Raw genomic sequence first — 17,631 nt, forward strand, 5'->3', positions numbered from 1 at the left:
ATCGGGGCAAATTCAACGGCGCAGTCGGGCCGCCGCGATCCGCCATACGCTGCGCACCCCGCCCGCGACCCGCAGCGCCAGCGCGCCGCCGGTCGTCGCGTACGGCTGCACCAGCAGCACGGCGTGGCGGCGGCTGGGCAGCACCCGGCGGCGCAGCCCCGGGCCGACGGCGCGCAGCGAGGCGCGGAAGCCGGAGCCGTCGGCGCAGTGCACCTGCGTCATCAGGTCCCAGGCCACCGGCCCGGCGTCCTCGGCCGGCCCGCGGTCGGTGAGCGCCGGCAGATCCATCGCCACCTCGGCGGTCCAGATCCCGTCCGGCCCCGGCGTCAGCGTGGCGGTCTGCACCGGACCGCGCCGGTCGTCGGCGCGCCGCCGCCACTCCACGTCCACGGAGACCGGACCGGCGGCGGCCAGCCGGCCGTACATCTCGTGCATCCGCAGCCGCAGCACACTGCGCCGGCCGATGACCGGCTCCGCGTCGATCGTCACCGGCAGCCGGTGGGTGGGCTTGGAGTCGATCGCGTCCAGCTCGACCTGCGCCAGCTCCGGCGACCACACCGGGCGGCCCGCGTCGTCCCGGGCGTACGGTGGCAGCAGCCGGCCGGGCCGCGCCGCCAGCTGCGTCAGCCGGTCCAGCTCCGCGGGGGGCTCGGGCGCGGCCCGCACCACCCGGGCCAGCCAGCGTGCGGGCGCCCGCGCCGCCAGCAGCTCGGCCTCGTCGAAGTCCGCCAGGTAGGCGCGGGTCAGCCGCCACCACTCCGCGCGGTAGGCGGAGTCGCGGGTGTGCAGCTCGCGGACGTACATCCGCAGGTCGTGGTCGAGGAACTTGGTCCGCGCGGCGCGCGCCAGCTCGGTGCGGCCGGCGTCGCGGAGGATCGCCACGCTGTCGCGGTGCGCGCCGATGCGCGCCTGCCAGTTGGTGACGGCCTTGCGGTCCAGGGAGATCGACTGGCGGGCGGCGGCGCGGCGGACGTGCCAGATGTAGACGCTGTCCGGGATCGTCACCAGCCGCGGCGCGGCCGCCAGGACGCGCGCCGTGAAGACGAAGTCCTCGTAGGTGAAGCGGCCCTCGGGGAAGACGATGGCGTGCTCGGCGAGGAACGCCCGGTCGTAGAGCTTGTTGACGCACAGCGTGTCGCGCACCAGCTGGGGGCTGGCGCCCGGCGCGGTGTGCACGGCGCGGTCGCGGTAGAGCGCCGGCTGCCAGGGCACGTCGCGGCGGGCCGGCAGCTCCCGGCGGACGCAGGCGCCGGACGCGACCGGCGCGTCCTCGGCGAGCGCGGCGCGCAGCAGCGCCGGGGCGGCACCCGGCGGCAGCACGTCGTCGCTGTCCAGGAACATCACGAAGCGGCCGGTGGCGGTGCGCAGCCCGTCGTTGCGGGGGGTGCCGCAGCCGCCGCTGTTCTCCGCGCGGTGCAGCACCCGCAGCCGCGGGTCCTCCCGGGCCAGGGCGTCCAGGGCGGCGCCGGTGCCGTCGGTGGAGGCGTCGTCCACCGCGATCACCTCGACGGCGGCGCCGTCCGTCTCCTGGGCCAGCGCGGAACGCACGGCCTGCGCGACGTGGGTGACGTCGTTGTAGGCGATGACGACGATGCTGATCTGCGCTGCCGGAGTGAGGGTGGGCCCCGGCGACGGCTCAAGGGCTTCTTTCACAGTCACTACATCTACATTCCGTGTCGACGGCATCTCTGTGCGCGAGCGGCCTCCGGTCTCCTCTGTCTCTGCTTCAGAGGGGGATTCCCGCCGCGCGGTTGCGCCCGCTGTCCTGCTTTTACGGGTCATTGCCGTCCGTTAACGGGTGGGACATCCGGTGTTGGCGGCTGCTTGGCGCGGGCGGAGCGCCCGTGTACCGGTGTAACGACGGTCCCGCCGTTCGATGCCGGTGTCCGCCGAACCTCCACCGTCCCGACCGCCGCCGGACACCTCGGCTCCCCTCCGCTCACCGCAGCAGGAGGTCGGCGGCGCGCGTCGCGGCCGCCCCGTCGTCGCGGTGGCAGAACGCCTCCCGGAACCGCCGGTACGCCCCCGCACCCGCCCGGGCGACCGCGTCCAGATCCCGCAGTGCGTCGATCAGCTCACCGGTCGAGCCGAGCTGCGGGCCCGGCGCCACCGCCTCGAAGTCGACGGTGAAGCCGCGCAGCGTGTCGCGGTAGTACGGCAGGTCAGGGGTGAGGAACAGCATCGGGCGGCCGGTGTTCGCGAAGTCGGCGGCGAGCGAGGAGTAGTCGGTGACCAGCACGTCCGCGGCGAGCAGCAGCTCGGTGGCGTCCGGGTACGCGGTGACGTCGACGGCGAACGGCGCATGGCGGGCCGGGAGCCGGTCGGCGACCAGCGGATGCCCGCGGACCAGCAGCGCGTGGTCGTCGCCGAGCGCCCGCCGGGCCGCGGTCAGGTCCAGCGGCAGATGCAGCCGGTGGTGGTGGCGGTCGTAGGCGAGGTGGCCGCGGACGGCCGGGGCGTACAGGACGACGGTGCGGCCGTCGTCGACGCCGAGCCGGGCGCGGACCGCCGCGGCGCGCTCCTCCCGGTCCGGCGCGAAGAACGCGTCGGTGCGCGGCAGCCCGCTCTCCAGCGGCTCGCCGGGGAAGCCGAGCGCCTCGCGCAGGACGGGCGTGCTGTGCGCGTTGGGCGACAGCAGCACGCTCCACTGCCGGGCCGCCTCCGGGCGCACCGGCCCGTGGACACCGTGCGGCTCCGCGCCGATCCGTCGCAGCGGGGTGCCGTGCCAGGTCTGGACGACGAGCTGGCCCTGGCGGCGGCGGAAGAACCCCGGCAGCTGGGTGTTGGTGATCGCCCAGCGGCTGTGCGCCAGCGCGCCGTGCCACTCGGCGCTGCCCACGACGACGGCGCGCGCGGTGTCCGGCACGGTGGTCTGCCCGTCGCGGACCGCCCACAGGTGTTCCGCGCCCATCCCGCGGCGGACCAGCTCCTCGTGGACGGCGCGCGGCGAGTCGCCGTAGGCGCGGCCGCCGAAGCTGCTGTAGAGGATCGCGTCGCGCAGCGGACGGCCGCGGTGCAGCGGGTAGTGCGTCTCGCGCAGCACCCGCCGCCGGTACGGTCCCCGGTCGGTGACCGGCAGCGTCGCCCCGGTGGTGAGGAACGCCTCGTCGTGGTCGCGCCGGTCGAGGGTGAACGGCTTGCCGCGGACCGCGCGGGAGGCGGGCAGCCCGTCGTGGACGGACGGCGCGAAGCGGACCGGCACGTCCGGGGCGTCGGTGCCCGCCGCCCGCAGCCGCAGCGCCCAGCGCCCGGCGGGCAGCGGCAGCGGTCCGCCGGGCGAGGGCAGCGCGGCCAGCGGCAGCGCGCAGTGGAACCGCTCGCCGTCGTGGGTGGTGGGGAAGGCCCACTCGGCGGCGTGCGCGGTGTGCGCGAGGACCAGCTCGGTGGCGGGCGGCGCGGTCGCGGGCAACACCCCGGCCAGCAGCAACGTCCCGTCGATCCGCCACACGACGCGGTCCGCGTACGGCTGCGGCACGCGGTCGTGGATCACCAGATGCCCGGCGGCGGTCCCCGCGGCGACCAGCTCCCGGCCGCGTACCGGCGGCAGCGCGAGCGGCGCCAGCGTCGGCGAACAGGCGACGGGCGCGGTCGCACCGCCGGGCAGGACCAGGCTCACCGCCCAGGTGGCGGAGAGGGCGGGGGCGTACGCCGCGGTCCCGCCCGCGCCGCCGTCGTCCGGTACGGGCCGGGCGGCCGCCACCACGTCCGGGAGGATCCGCACGGTGTGCCCGGCGGCGGGGCGGCGGGGCTTCCAGGGGGGCGGGGGAGCGGGGTCCGCTCCGGGGGCGTGCCCGGTGTCCGGGGCGACCGCGCCTTCCGGAGCCGCGGCGTCGGGGGGCTGCGGACCCGGGGCGCCCGCGTCGGTGGCGCCGGCGGCGCCGGCGGTGTCCGTGGCCCGGGCCGGCGGGGCAGCGGTACCCGCGGCGTCCGCGTCCGCCGTCTCCGGGGCGTCCGCACCCTCCCCCTCAGGGGCGCCCGCGCCTTCCCGCGCGCCCCCCTCGGGCTCCTCCGCGCGGGCCGGGGCGGCTTCCGGCCGGGGCGGGCCGGCCGGGAACGCCACGACGGTGCCGGTCTCCGTGTCGGTCAGCCGCAGGGCGGTGGGGGCGGCGGCGCCGGGCGGCGCGGCGACCATCAGGGCGAGGGCGCCGCCCGTCGCCTCCCGGGCGGTCAGCCGGTAGCCGATCGGCTCCACGGTCAGCCGCAGCAGCCCGTCCACGTACCGGGGCGTGATCCGGACGCCCTGCCCGGTGTCGTAGGTGCGCGGCGCGGTACCGGACTCCGGGGGGCGCAGCCCGGAGGTACGCACCAGGCCCGCCGCGGTGCGGGTGACGGTGACCCGCCAGTCGCCGTCCTGCCGGCGGCCGAGCCGCCGCAGCCGCCGCGGATCGAGCACCGCCTCAAACCCCGACCAGTCGTAACAGTGCAGCTCCTGACCGGATTCGGCGGTCGCGGCGACCGACTCCACCGGTCGCAGCGGCAGCACGATCCGCCGCCGCCCCTGCGCCAGCACCAGCGTCCCCAGATAGCTGTGCCGGTGCGGCGCGCCGAGGTTGCGGATGTACGCGTAGCCCCGTAGGAACAGCAGCCCGTCGCGCCAGACCGCCTCCTGGACGCGGGCCCGTACGGGGAAGTCGCCGCGGCCCAGCCGGGTGACGGCGGACGGCAGCCGCAGCGGCGGGTCCAGCGGCAGCGCGGCCCGGCGGCGCAGCGGCACCCCGGTCACCAGGAACGCCGCCTCCTGCCGCCGCCGGTACGCCAGCAGCCGCAGCAACTCCTCCGCCCGTCCGGCCCGTACGAGGTACCAGAGCATCCGCCGCTCCACCGGGAGCGCCGCCGGCAGCTGCCGGTCGACCCGGGAGAGGTAGCCGCGGGCGTGCTCCAGGAACGCGGTGCGGACCTCCGGCGCGGCGGCGGGCAGCGCGTCGAGGAGATCGTCCAGCCCCCCGGTGAGCTGCGCCCGGTCGTACTCCGCGCGGCAGGACACCCCGCGGGTGCGCGCCGGATCGGCCAGGAACTCACCGATCCGCGCGAGCGCCGCGAACCGCTCGGCGACCGTCCGCGCGTCCGGCAGCGGCCGGTCCCCGGCGCCGGGCGTCCGCAGCCGGCAGACGGGGGCGCGCAGCACGTCGACGGCGTCGGCGAGGAAGTGCGCGGGCACCGTCACCACCGCGTCGTCGCAGCTGCCGCCCTCCGGGAAGGCGAGGTGGTGCCGGTCCCAGAAGGCGCGCCGGAACACCTTGTTGCCCGCGGCCGTGTCGGACAGCAGCGTCCGGTCCTCGGCGATGTGGGTGCGCGTCGCCCCGGTCCGGTCGGCCGGTTGCCGCGCCGCGGGCCGCCCGTCGGCCCCCAGCAGCCGGACGCCGCCGGTCGCCAGGTCCGCGCCGGACGCGTCGAGCCGCGCGAGCAGCTCCTCGTACGCGCGCGGCAGCAGGAGGCCGTCGGGCCCGGGGAAGGCGAGGTACGGCGTGTCCGGGTAGGCGTGCCGGGCCCCGGCGTTACGGGCCGCGCCGGGGCCCGCCCCGGCGGCGCGGACCAGGCGGAAGCGCGGGTCGCGGGCGGTGAACCGGCGGGCCAGCGCGGCAGCGGGCCCGTCCGGTTCGGGCGCGCCGTCCACCATCACCACGTCGAGCGTGGCCGGGGTCTGCGCCGCGATCGACTCCAGGCACTCCTCGGTGTGCCGCAGGGGCCCTGCGGTGCGGTGCACCGGGACGACGACGGTGAGCCGTGGCTTCATGCGCGCGACCAAGCCTTTCCGAACGGGGAACCCGGGCGGCCCGGAACCGGGCGGTCCGGCACCGGAACCCCCGCGCCGGCCCCGGGGCGGGTACTGAGGTGGACAACTCACCCGGCGCCGCCCCGGTCACCGGATCTGCGCTGAAAGGGTGAGGGCCGGTGGCCGGGAGAGCCCTCGCCCGGGGCCCGGCCCCGGCGGCGTGCGGCGGGTCCGGGGGCGCGGGCGCCGCCGGACCCGGGCGCCTTCGCCCCCACGGGGCCCCGACGCCGCCAGGGCGGGGACCGCCCGGCCCCGGTCGGCGTGGTGTGTGCCGTGGCCCGGGGCGATGCCGTAGACCGGAGCCGATGCCGTAGCGGGCCCGGTCCACGCCGGGTCCCCAGGGAAAGGTGACCTCGATGCCCGGGATGCCCGGACGGACCGAAACCCCCGCCGCCCCCACCGCTCCCGCCGTCCGCCGGACACCGGCCTCCCGCCGCGCCGCGGACGCCGCCCCGCCGGTCCGCACCGGCCCACCGGCCCGCGCCCAGGACACCCCGCGGCCGCTGCTGCCCTGGCTGCGTGTGCCGCGCGCGCCCTACCGCCGGGCGCTGCGCCGCATCGGCGCCGGGCGGGTGCTGGACATCGGCTGCGGCACCGGCGACACCCTGGCCGGTTGCGCGCCGGGCAGCGTCGGGATCGCCCACGATGCGCACTCCGCCGACATCTGCCGCGCCCGCGGCCTGACCGCGTACACCGCCGACGCCTTCCTCACCAGCGCCCACGCCCGGCCCGGCGGCTTCGACACGCTGCTGTCCGCGCAGGTCCTCCAGCACCTCGACGACGAACAGGTCGAGGGCCTGCTGCGGGCCTATCTGCCGTACGTACGGCCGGGCGGCGGCGTCGTGCTGATCACCCCGCAGGAGGCCGGCCACCGCGGCGCCGGACGGTTCACCGACTTCACGCTGTTGCGCGCCTACGCCGAATCCGCCGGCCTCTCGGTCCGCCGCACCTACTCCTTCCCGCTGCCCCGCCCCGCCGGGAAGGTCCTGGGCGCCAACGCGTTCGTGCTGGCCGCCCGGGTGCCGATGGAGCGGCTGCCGGGCTGAGCCCGAAGGGCGCGCCCCGGCCCCGGAGGGGCGCGCGGACGGCCGCGCGCGCCGGGCCGGGCCGGGCCGGGGCGCGCCGGGCCGCGCCGGGCCGGGCCGGGGCGCGCCGGGGCGCTCAGCGGCGCGCCGCCCGCTCCCGCCGCGCCGCCACCAGCGCCCGGGTGACGGCCGGCGGCAGCCAGTCCGCCGCCAGCCGCCGCAACGGCCCCCGCGCCCGGCCCCGCCGCCCGGGCCCCGGTACGTGCTCCGGCGCCCGGGCCTCCCGGGTCCCCGGGGCCGGGCGGTACCGGGAGACCGGATGCGCTGGCTCCCGCGCGTCCTTCGCGCTGATCCGGATCAGCGGCGCGCCGTTGACCTGCTGCACCTCGTGCCAGACGCCGTCCCGCCCGGCCAGCCACGCCAGCAGCGCCGTCCGCAGCGGCTCCGGGTCGCCCCAGGTGCCGTAGAACTTGGTGCCGGTGATGCACACCGGGCGCAGCCCTTCGTTGGTCACCGCCTGCCAGGTCGCCGCGGCCACCCCCGGGCAGTGCTCGGCGCGGAAGTCGTCCAGCACCACGACGCCGGTGCCGGTCAGCAGGGAGCGGACGGCCAGGATGTCGCCGTGGACGTGCTCGTACAGATGCGAGGCGTCGATGTGGGCGAAGCGGACACTGCCCTCGGCGACGTGGTCGCGCACCCGCGAGCTGAGGCCCTGGACGATGTCCGGCAGCGTGTCGTGGAAGGCGAGGTAGTTGGCCTCGAAGGCGCGGCGGGTCAGCGTGGCGTAGGACTTCGCCATCTCCTTGGTGTTCGAGGCGTCCTCGGCGGGCGAGTCGAACAGGTCGCAGACGGTGAACCGCTCGCCGTCCCCGAGCCGGGCGCCCAGGAAGATGGCGCTCTTGCCCAGATAGGCGCCGAGTTCGAGCAGGTCACCGCGGTGCCCCGCGGTCCGCTGGTGGCTGAGGAAGAAGTCGAAGAGCAGCTGGTCCGCGGTGAAGAACCACCCCTTGACCTCGGAGAGACGGGTGGGGCGCGGAAGCGGTGCACGGTGGTCCGCGAGGGGAGCAGTCATGGGCGGTCCGTCTCCAGACGGTCGGGTTTCCGACGGCGTTACGGCCTGCGGCGCGCGGCGGTGCCAGGAACCCGCCGCCGCGACGCGGCCGTCATCGTAGGCGGCGCGAAGTGAACGGAAGGTGGCGAGAAATGGGGCGTACGGAACCGGTGGGCCGGGGCGCGCCCGGCGGCGACGTCACGCCGGGCAACGGGCCGGTCCACGGGCTGGTCCGTCGACCGGGAGACCGCCTGTCGCCTCATCCTCTCCCTCAACCCCCTTGAGGGGAGGGGGTGTTGAGTCTCGTTGCGCGCCGGGCCGGGCGAGCGCGGGCGCACCGGCCAAAGCGGCGCGGGGAGTCGCGCCCACTCGCGCCGGGCCGGGCGGGCGCGGGCAGGGCGCAGCCCTGCCCGCGCCTCACACCAGCGGCGGCCCTTCCGCCGCCCCCAGGGACTGGGCGGCGCGTTGCAGGGCGCTGGCCAGGAGGGCCAGGTCCGTGGGGCCGTTGCCCAGTTCGCGCAGCGGGCGGCGGGCCGGCGGGTCGCCCATCCGGGCCCACTCCAGGGGGACGACCGTCGGGCGGAGCGTGGCCGTACGTGGTATCCGACCGGTCACCCGGCCCGCCTGGAACGGCGTCGCCGAGCCGTCGCGGGTGCGGCGCAGCACACCGCGGCCCGGCGGGACCGGCTCCGACGGATCCTCCGGCTCACCCAACACGACCCGCAGCGCGGCCCGTTCGCCGGTCGCCGTCTCCGCCGTCCGCTCCGGATGACCCGTCGCGGCGACCAGATGGACGCCCAGCTCCGCACCGGCCCGCGCCACCGCCTCCAGGGCCCGCACCACCGAACCCGCCGCCGGGCGGCCCGTACTGCCCAGCGCGGGCGCGACCAGCGCGTCGAAGTCGTCGACCAGCACGAACAGCCGGGGCATCGGCGCCACATCCGACGCCGCCTCCCCGGACGGCACCCCGCCGCGCGAGCGCAGCCGCAGCGTGCCGGTGGGCGACGGGTCCGGCTCGGCGCCCTCGGGCGTACGGCGCTGCGCGACGATCCGCGGCGCGGGCAGATGCTTCGCCCGCCACTGGGCGAACGGCGTGCCGCCCAGGATCTCCGCGCGCCGCTTCAGCTCCGACGACAGCGCCTGCGCGAACTCCCGCATCCGTACCGGATCCGACGCCGCCAGATACGTGGTGACGTGCGGCAGCTCGGTGCAGAGCCGCAGGCCCTCGCCGCGCTCGGTGCCGCCGCCGTCCACCAGCACCAACGACAGCAGATCGGGCCGGTCCGCGGCGGCCAGCGAGGCGGCCAGCGACCGCAGCAGCTCCGTCTTGCCGGTGCCCGGCGCGCCTTCGAGCAGCAGATGACTGCCGTCGGCGGCGAGATCGGCGGCGAGCGGACCGTGCGGCCCGGCGCCGAGCACCGCCGCCGCCCCGGACGCCCCGCCGTCGAGCGCCGCCGCCCACCGGGCCAGCAGCGACGCCGGGGTGGCGCGAGCCAGCCCCAACTCGTCCAGCAGCCGGGAGGAATCCGGCAGCGGCGCCGCCACCCGGGGCGCCGCCCGGTCGCCGGCCGCCGCGTCCGTCTCGCGCAGCGGCGCCAGCGCCCGCGCGAGGCGCTCCGCCCAGGCGACGGAGACCGCGTCCAGCGCGGCGACCGTGCCGTTGGGACCCGAACCCGGCTGGACCACCCGCAGCGCCGTCGCCACATCGCCGCTGAGCACCGCGACCGCCCCGCACTCCCCGAACGCGGGCGACGCCACCCGGGCCGCCTCGTACGTCGCGGCCAGCGGGAACGCCGGGGACGCCGCGGGCGTCTCGGCCAGACACAGCAGGTGGATACCGGCCGCCGGACCCCCGGCCGCCAGCCGCGCCGCGGTCTCCCGCAGCGCCGACGACCCGAGATCGCCGTCGACCAGCACCACGGTGAACGGCCCCTGGTGCTGCGCGGCCGCCGCGGCGATCTCCGCCCGCTCGGCGCTCGCCCAGCCCGGGCCCAGCGGCCCGTCGTCCAGCCGCCGCACCAGCTCCGCCGTACGCGCCGCGGCCTGCTCCCTGTCGTACGCCAGCAGCAGCCGGCAGTCCTGACCGTGGGCCGGGCGGACGTGCGGCAGCCAGCCCAGCCACGACCAGTCGGCGACCCGCTCCTCGGCGGTGCGCGCCCGGTCCGTGCTGAGCAGCACGATCTCCAGGGCGCCGGGGGCGTGCAGCGCGGCCAGCTGGGCCAGGGCCGAACGCGCCAGCCCGGCCAGCCGCTCCCGCGGCCCGGCCAGCCCCAGCGAACCGGCCCGCCGCAGCTCCACGGCGACCGGCTCCGCCACCCGGCCACCGGCGCGCGCGGCCGTCCCCAGGCGGACGGTGAGCGCGTCCGGATGGTCCCGGTCGCGCTCCCACAGGCGCGGTCCGGGGCCGAGCGCCGTCAGCAGCACCGCGGCGGCGTCCGGCCACCGCTCGGCCGCACCGGGATCCGCGGGCACGGGCTCCGCCGCGGCCTCGGCGCCCGGCAGCGGCTCCGGGGCGCCGGGCTCCTCCGGACCGTCCACCGCCGGACGGCCACCGGCCAGCCGCCGCGCCCAGGCACCGATCCCGCCGCGCCGCCCGGCCCGCCGCGCCGCCTCGTCGGGCGGCGCCAGCGACAGCTGCCCGCCGTGGGTGCCCTCACCGGACGCGGTGGCGTCCGACGGGCCGAAGGCGTCCGGGCGGGTGCCGTGCAACGGGGTGTCCCGCCGCTGCCGGGACCGCTCCGGCCCGTCCTCGGGCGCCGTGCCGCCGGGGTGGTGCACGCCGTACGCGTCGTAGCCGTACCCGGTCGGGGCCTCGGCGGACGGCACCGGCTCCGGGCTGCGGCTGCCGGGCACGAACACCTCCGGCGCGCCGTGGCCGCCCCGGGCGGGCGCGCCCGCGCCCCGGCCGTACACCGTCGGTGCCGTGCCGCCCCCGGGAAGCACGGGACCCTGCCCGCCCGTGGCGGAACCGGCGGGACCGGACGAGGAGCCCGGCCGCAGCCGCAGATGGCCCTCGCCGTCCGGCGTCGTCGCCAGCGCGGGATCGGGGGTGGCGCCCGGCGGCTGGAGGAGCAGCGCCGACTCGCCGACGCGCAGCAGGGCGCCCGGGCCCAGCCGCGCGGGGCCGCCGGTGACCTCGGCGCCGTCCACGGTCGTGCCGTTGGTGGAGCGCAGATCGGCGACGAAGACGGAGCCGTCCGGCTCGACCGCCACCGCGCAGTGCATCCGGGAGACGTCCGGGTCGTCCAGCGGCACATCGGCGTCGGCGGAGCGGCCCACCCGGATCTGACCGCCGTGCAGCAGATGGACACCGCCCGCGTCCGGCCCGGAGACCACCCGCAGCCGCGCCGGACCGTGCGGCAGGCCGTGCGCGGGGTCGGGGCCGGGGGACTGGAGGGAGAGGACCGCGCCGTCGATCAGCGGCGGCTCGCCGAGCGCCGCCCGCTGCGGGTCGAGCCGCTCGGCCCCGGCGTACAGCACGACCGCGCCGCCGGCGTCCGCGCCGGGCCCGGCGACCGCCGCCGCGAGCGAGGTGGCCACCGCCGCCAGCGCGGTCCCGGCGGGGGCCGTCACGAGCACGTCACAGGCGCGCGCGGGGTGGCCGCCGCGCGGCCCCAGGACGGTCAGCCGGATCTGCATCGCCGTCAACGGTCCCTTCTGCCCGGGGAGTTCGGTGACGGGTCCGCTCAACCCCCCACCACGCCCGAGCGCATCGGCTCGTACAAGTCCCACCCGTCACGCCGCGGGCGGGAACGTCGCCCACGGCACGTGTGCTGGGTGCATCCTCGCACCTGCCACCGACATCCCGTCCGCCGACCGGGGCGTAATGATCTTGCTCGGCGCGCCTGTGACGCCGTGTGGGCGGGGGATGACGGCGGGCTCCGGCCCCGCCCCGGCCCGCCCGGTCCGGCCGAAAACCGCCCCCGCCACGGCGCGGCCACCCCCGGACCCGCCGCGCAACCATCCGTCCCCACCTCGCGTCTTCCCCACGAGCCACCACGTGACCGGCCCGCCACGGGCGACGCGGCAGCGCAACGCGGACCGCGGGAGCGGCGGCAACTACAGTGGGGCGACGGGCCGCGGACGACCCAGCGGACCGGGAACAGTTGATCACCGACCAGGGAGCGCATGACGTGCGGCCGGTAGGCAGCAAGTACCTGCTCGAGGAGCCGCTCGGACGCGGCGCCACGGGCACCGTCTGGCGTGCGCGCCAGCGGGAGACGGCGGGCGCCGAGGCGGCCGTCGCCGGTGAGCCCGGCGAGACGGTCGCGATCAAGGTCCTCAAGGAGGAGCTGGCGAACGACGCGGACGTGGTGATGCGCTTCCTGCGGGAGCGCTCCGTCCTGCTCCGTCTGACCCACCCCAACATCGTCCGCACCCGCGACCTCGTGGTCGAAGGCGATCTGCTGGCCCTGGTCATGGATCTCGTCGACGGCCCCGACCTGCACCGTTACCTCCGGGACAACGGCCCGCTCAGCCCGGTGGCCGCGTCCCTGCTCACCGCGCAGATCGCCGACGCCCTCGCCGCCAGCCACGCCGACGGCGTCGTCCACCGCGACCTCAAGCCCGCCAACGTCCTGCTCTCCGGGTCCGACGGCGACGGCGAGATGCACCCGATGCTGACCGACTTCGGCATCGCCCGCCTCGCCGACTCCCCGGGCCTGACCCGCACCCACGAGTTCGTCGGCACCCCCGCCTACGTCGCCCCGGAGTCCGCCGAGGGCCGCCCGCAGACCTCCGCCGTCGACATCTACGGCGCCGGCATCCTCCTCTACGAACTGGTCACCGGCCGCCCGCCGTTCGCCGGCTCGACCGCCCTGGAGGTGCTCCACCGCCACCTCAGCGAGGAGCCGCAGCGCCCCGGATCCGTCCCCGAGCCGCTGTGGACGGTCATCGAGCGCTGTCTGCGCAAGCGCCCCGAGGAGCGGCCGAGCGCCGAGAACCTCGCGCGTGCGCTGCGCACCGTCGCCTCGGGTGTCGGCGCGCACGCCACCCCGGAGCAGGCCGAGGCGGCGCTCGGCGTCGCCGCGCTGCTCGCCCCCGACCCGTCCCCGGCGCAGGTCCCCGGCACGGAAGGCGGCAACGGCGACGCGGACCCCACCCAGGTGTTGCCCACCGGCGCCGCCGCCGTCGACCCGGCCGCCGCCACCAGCGTGCTGCCCGCGACCGGCGGCCCCGCCCCGACGCGCGCCATGCCGCCGGTGCCGCCGATGCCCGGCGCACCCCCCGCGGGCGGACCCCAGGAGCCCGACGGGCCGCACCCCTGGGAGTCCCAGATGCGGGCCGCACGCGACCGCAACGACCAGACGCAGGTCCAGTACCTCGACCCGAGCGAGGACCCGCTGCGCCGCCGCCCGCAGCGCCGCCCGGCCCCGCAGCAGCCGCCGCAGCACCAGCAGCCGTACCCGCCGCAGCCGGTGCCGTACGCGCAGCAGCAGCCCCCGCAGCAGCAGCGCCCGCCGGCCCCGCAGCGCCGCCAGGAGCCGCCGCCGCAGCGCTACGAACCGGAGCGCCCGCCGGCCCGTGAGCCCCGCCCGCCCCGGGAGCCGCGCCGCCGCAGCGCCAACCCGATGCGGATCCCGGGCCTCGGCTGCCTCAAGGGCTGCCTGTTCACCCTCGTGATCCTCGTCGTGGCCGGCTGGCTGATCTGGCAGATGATCCCGCAGGAGTGGATCGGCACGACCCAGGGCTTCTTCGACTGGATCGGCACGACCTACAACGACGTCAAGGACTTCATCAACGGCCTCGGATAGCACCGCCGTCCGAGGACGAGGCGGCACGGTGCCCCGGGTGACACACCCGGGGCACCGTGCTGTCCGCGGCGGCCGCCCCGGGCGCCGCACCCCGGGCCGGCCAGTGGATTTGTCGACTTCCGGCGGTGATTTCTCCCCCAGAACGGAAGGTTGCCACCGTCCCGGGCCCGGAACGCCCCGCCGTCCGCGTAGCTTTGTCGTCAACCTCAGCCCCCGCAGGACGCTCGGGGGCCCGACACGTCGGAGCAGTCTTGGCACGGAAGATCGGCAGCCGGTACACCGCCCACCAGATCCTGGGGCGCGGCAGTGCGGGCACGGTATGGCTGGGCGAGGGCCCCGACGGGGCCGTGGCCATCAAGCTGTTGCGTGAGGACCTCGCCTCCGACCAGGAGCTGGTCGGCCGCTTCGTCCAGGAGCGGGCGGCGCTGCTGAGCCTGGACCACCCGCGGGTCGTCGGCGTACGCGACCTGGTGGTCGACGGCAACGACCTGGCCCTCGTCATGGACCTCGTCCGCGGCACCGACCTGCGCACCCGGCTGGAGCGCGAACGCCGGCTGGCCCCGGAGGCCGCCGTCGCCATCGCCGCCGACGTCGCCGACGCCCTCGCCGCCGCGCACGCCGCCCGGATCGTCCACCGCGACGTCAAGCCGGAGAACGTCCTCCTGGACATGCAGGGCCCGCTCGGCCCCGGGGGCGCGCACCCCGCACTCCTCACCGACTTCGGCATCGCCCGCCTCGTCGACTCCCCGCGCCGCCTGCCGCAGCCCGCATCCGGCTCCGGCACCGCCGCGCTCCGCTCGGCCAAGGTCATCGGCACCCCCGACTACCTCGCCCCCGAGATCATCGAGGGTCTCCCGCCGCGCGCCTCCGTCGACGTCTACGCGCTGGCCACCGTCCTGTACGAGCTGCTGGCCGGGTTCACGCCGTTCGGCGGCGGGCACCCCGGTGCCGTGCTGCGCCGCCATGTCACCGAGCGGGTGGCGCCGCTGCCCGGCATCCCGGACGAGCTGTGGCAGCTGCTCCTGCAGTGCCTCGCCAAGGCGCCCGCCTCCCGGCTGCGCGCCCCCGAGCTGGCCGCCCGGCTGCGTGAGCTGCTCCCGGGGCTCGCCGGGATGCCGCCCCTCGACATCGACGAGCCGGAGGACGAGGAGGGCCCGGGCGGCGCCGAGGACGAGCCCGCCCCCAAGGACGCCGACGCCGGACCGGCAGCCACCGGCGAGGTCACCCCGCCGCGCGGCTCCGTCGCGCTCGTCCAGGGCGCCGCGCCCGACTCGAACCGCGAGACGCACACCAGCATGCGGGTCCCCGGCCCGGACGAGCTGGCCGGCGGCGCGCACGGCACCGCCCGCACCCCCCGGGCGGCGGGCGAGCGCCGTGCGGGGTCGGCCCGTCACCGGTCGTCACCGGAGGCGGTGCGCCGCCGCCGGATCCGGCTCGGCGCCGCGGCCGCCGCGCTGGTCGCCGCGGTGGGTCTGGGCACCTGGCTGGCCTCGGGCGACGCCGATCCGGGCGATGCGGGACCCGGCGTCGAGCAGCCCGATCCCGCCGCTCCCTGACGGGGCCGGGGCACAGTGTCGGCGGCAGCCGTTAGGCTGGGTGCGTGGCAGTCGTCGATGTTTCCGAAGAGCTGAAGTCCCTCTCCTCGACCATGGGGTCGATCGAGGCCGTCCTGGACCTCGACAAGATGAGGGCCGATATCGCCGTGCTCGAGGAGCAGGCCGCGGCCCCGTCCCTGTGGGACGACCCGGAGAGCGCACAGAAGATCACCAGCCGGCTCTCGTACCTCCAGGGCCAGCTGCGCCGCGCCGAGGAGCTGCGCGGCCGCGTCGACGACCTGGAGGTCCTCTTCGAGCTGGCCGAGGACGAGGGCGACGAGGACACCCGCGCCGAGGCCGAGAGCGAGCTGACCGCCGTCCGCAAGGCGGTCGACGAGCTGGAGGTCCGCACCCTGCTCTCCGGCGAGTACGACTCCCGTGAGGCCGTCGTCAACATCCGCGCCGAGGCCGGCGGCGTCGACGCCGCGGACTTCGCCGAGAAGCTCCAGCGGATGTATCTGCGCTGGGCCGAGCGCCACGGCTACAAGACCGAGCTGTACGAGACCTCGTACGCCGAAGAGGCCGGCATCAAGTCGACCACCTTCGCCGTCCAGGTGCCGTACGCCTACGGCACCCTCTCGGTCGAGCAGGGCACCCACCGCCTGGTGCGCATCTCGCCGTTCGACAACCAGGGCCGCCGCCAGACGTCGTTCGCCGGCGTCGAGGTGCTGCCGGTCGTCGAGCAGACCGACCACATCGAGATCGACGAGTCCGAGCTGCGGGTCGATGTCTACCGCTCCTCCGGCCCCGGTGGCCAGGGCGTCAACACCACGGACTCCGCGGTCCGCCTGACGCACATCCCCACCGGCATCGTCGTCTCCTGCCAGAACGAGCGCTCGCAGATCCAGAACAAGGCGACCGCGATGAACGTCCTCCAGGCGAAGCTCCTCGAGCGCCGCCGCCAGGAGGAGCAGGCGAAGATGGACGCGCTCAAGGGCGACGGCGGCAACTCCTGGGGCAACCAGATGCGTTCGTACGTCCTGCACCCGTACCAGATGGTCAAGGACCTGCGGACGGAGTTCGAGGTCGGCAACCCGACGGCGGTCCTCGACGGTGACATCGACGGCTTCCTGGAAGCGGGCATCCGCTGGCGCAAGCAGCAGGAGCAGGAGGCCGGGAAGTAGGGCACCGCGCCCCGCTCACCGGCTCCGCCGCACCCCGCGGCCGTCGCCGCCGCACAGTGTTCCGAGGCAGAAACAACTGCTCCTCTTCGGAGGGCAGTTGTTTTTGCTTTCACCGGTTAGGTCACAGTCGTACGTCCATGTAACGCCCAATTCCTACTCTTTCGGGCGTCGGGACTTTATTCGACCTTGACGATGCAGGGAGAACTCGGAAGGCTGGGATCGGCATGCGTCTGTCCGGGGCGTGCGTCGAACGGGGAGACGTCAGGCCCGCCGAGGCGGTGCCGGATGCGTATACGTCCCGGTCCGCGCCCCCGTACAGCGGTGCTCCATGACGAGTTCAGCTACTGGGGGTAGCAGACATATGACCAAGAAGACGCGGCTGCGCGTAGCGCGCATTGCGGCCGGTGCGGTGATCGCGGCCGGTGCGTCGCTCACCGCCGCCGGCGCCGCCTCCGCGGCGACGCCCGAGGCGCAGAGCAGCAACAAGCAGTGTGACCCGCTGGACATCCTCCACCTGTTCTGCCACGACGGCGGCGGTTCCACCGGCGGTGACGACAACGGCGGCACCACCGGCGGCGAGGACGGCGGCCAGGACAGCGGCGGCTCCGACGGCGGCTCCATCGCGGGCACCGACGGCGGCTCGATCGCCGGTACCGACGGCGGCAGCGACGACGGTGGCACCAGCGATGGCGGTACGACCGACGGCGGGACCACCGACGGTGGCACCACGGACGGTGGTACGACCGACGGTGGCACCACCGACGGTGGTACGACCGACGGCGGCACCACTGACGGTGGCACCACCGATGGCGGTACGACCGACGGTGGCACCACTGACGGTGGCACCACCGATGGTGGTACGACCGACGGTGGCCACGACAACGGTGGCTCCACCGGTGGTCACGGCAACGGCGGCTCCAACGGTGGCCACGACAACGGCGGCTCCACCGGCGGCCACGGCAACGGTGGCAGCACCGGCGGTCACGGCAACGGTGGCTCCACCGGCGGCGACGGCACCGGCACGGACAACGCCGGCAGCAAGCCGATCGAGCAGCCGGGCCAGGCCAACGAGCAGATCGGGGACACCCCCGGCCCGGCCAAGCAGCAGCCCAAGGGCGGCGAGCTGGCCGAGACCGGTGCCTCCGGCACCACCTTCCTGCTCGTGGGCGCCGCGACGATGATCGCCGGTGGTATCGGCTTCCGCCTGATGCCCCGCCTGATCAACAAGAACGGTGGCGGCGCGGCCGCGGCCTGACGCCGATCCCCGCACCACGACCGAGGGCCCGGAGCGCAACCGCGCACCGGGCCCT

The 17,631-nt window shown here is 76.8% G+C and carries 9 protein-coding genes; 5 read left to right on the top strand and 4 right to left on the bottom strand.

Annotation, left to right across the window (positions count from 1 at the left end; translation table 11 throughout):
- Positions 1-12 precede the first annotated feature (12 nt).
- The gene (locus ACF1BH_RS27280) at positions 13-1,653 is read right to left on the bottom strand and encodes a glycosyltransferase family 2 protein (RefSeq protein ID WP_391646766.1); all 1,641 of its coding nucleotides are present in this window, start codon (positions 1,651-1,653) and stop codon (positions 13-15) included.
- A 286-nt stretch (positions 1,654-1,939) separates the two neighbouring features.
- Positions 1,940-5,734, bottom strand: a complete 3,795-nt coding sequence (locus ACF1BH_RS27285; RefSeq protein WP_391646624.1) for a CDP-glycerol glycerophosphotransferase family protein — start codon at positions 5,732-5,734, stop codon at positions 1,940-1,942.
- 395 nt (positions 5,735-6,129) lie between these two features.
- Here ACF1BH_RS27285 and ACF1BH_RS27290 point away from each other — a divergent pair, with 395 nt between their 5' ends.
- Positions 6,130-6,819 (top strand): class I SAM-dependent methyltransferase, encoded by a 690-nt coding sequence (locus ACF1BH_RS27290; RefSeq protein ID WP_391646626.1) that lies wholly within the window; start codon positions 6,130-6,132, stop codon positions 6,817-6,819.
- A 115-nt stretch (positions 6,820-6,934) separates the two neighbouring features.
- Here the strand turns inward: ACF1BH_RS27290 and ACF1BH_RS27295 are convergent, their stop codons facing one another.
- A complete protein-coding gene (locus ACF1BH_RS27295) occupies positions 6,935-7,870 on the bottom strand; it encodes a class I SAM-dependent methyltransferase (RefSeq protein WP_391646628.1) in 936 nt (311 codons plus the stop codon).
- Between the two features lie 396 nt (positions 7,871-8,266).
- Entirely contained in the window at positions 8,267-11,488 is a 3,222-nt protein-coding gene (locus tag ACF1BH_RS27300) for an FtsK/SpoIIIE domain-containing protein (protein ID WP_391646768.1), read from the bottom strand.
- Between the two features lie 494 nt (positions 11,489-11,982).
- Here ACF1BH_RS27300 and ACF1BH_RS27305 point away from each other — a divergent pair, with 494 nt between their 5' ends.
- The 4 genes from ACF1BH_RS27305 to ACF1BH_RS27320 all read left to right on the top strand — a co-directional run bounded on the left by ACF1BH_RS27305 (position 11,983) and on the right by ACF1BH_RS27320 (position 17,576).
- Positions 11,983-13,602 carry a serine/threonine-protein kinase gene (locus ACF1BH_RS27305; protein ID WP_391646630.1) on the top strand — a complete coding sequence of 540 codons (1,620 nt, stop codon included), beginning with the start codon at positions 11,983-11,985 and terminating at the stop codon, positions 13,600-13,602.
- Positions 13,603-13,853: 251 nt separating this feature from the next.
- Positions 13,854-15,158 (top strand): protein kinase, encoded by a 1,305-nt coding sequence (locus ACF1BH_RS27310; protein WP_391646632.1) that lies wholly within the window; start codon positions 13,854-13,856, stop codon positions 15,156-15,158.
- Positions 15,159-15,202: 44 nt separating this feature from the next.
- Positions 15,203-16,321 carry a peptide chain release factor 2 gene (gene prfB, locus ACF1BH_RS27315; protein WP_391646634.1) on the top strand — a complete coding sequence of 373 codons (1,119 nt, stop codon included), beginning with the start codon at positions 15,203-15,205 and terminating at the stop codon, positions 16,319-16,321.
- A 361-nt stretch (positions 16,322-16,682) separates the two neighbouring features.
- Positions 16,683-17,576: an LPXTG cell wall anchor domain-containing protein gene (locus tag ACF1BH_RS27320; protein ID WP_391646636.1), complete on the top strand. Its 894-nt coding sequence runs from the start codon at positions 16,683-16,685 to the stop codon at positions 17,574-17,576.
- The last annotated feature ends 55 nt before the right edge of the window (positions 17,577-17,631 follow it).

This window comes from Streptomyces sp. NPDC014733, assembly GCF_043083385.1.
In the GTDB taxonomy this organism is placed as follows: Bacteria; Actinomycetota; Actinomycetes; order Streptomycetales; family Streptomycetaceae; genus Streptomyces.

What these genes read in the sequence shown, in the direction of transcription:
- ACF1BH_RS27285 (WP_391646624.1), bottom strand. Translation starts at nt 5,734, where the DNA reads ATGAAGCCACGGCTCACCGTCGTCGTCCCGGTGCACCGCACCGCAGGG.
- ACF1BH_RS27300 (WP_391646768.1), bottom strand. Translation starts at nt 11,488, where the DNA reads ATGCAGATCCGGCTGACCGTCCTGGGGCCGCGCGGCGGCCACCCCGCG.
- ACF1BH_RS27320 (WP_391646636.1), top strand. Translation starts at nt 16,683, where the DNA reads ATGACCAAGAAGACGCGGCTGCGCGTAGCGCGCATTGCGGCCGGTGCG.
- ACF1BH_RS27295 (WP_391646628.1), bottom strand. Translation starts at nt 7,870, where the DNA reads ATGACTGCTCCCCTCGCGGACCACCGTGCACCGCTTCCGCGCCCCACC.
- ACF1BH_RS27290 (WP_391646626.1), top strand. Translation starts at nt 6,130, where the DNA reads ATGCCCGGGATGCCCGGACGGACCGAAACCCCCGCCGCCCCCACCGCT.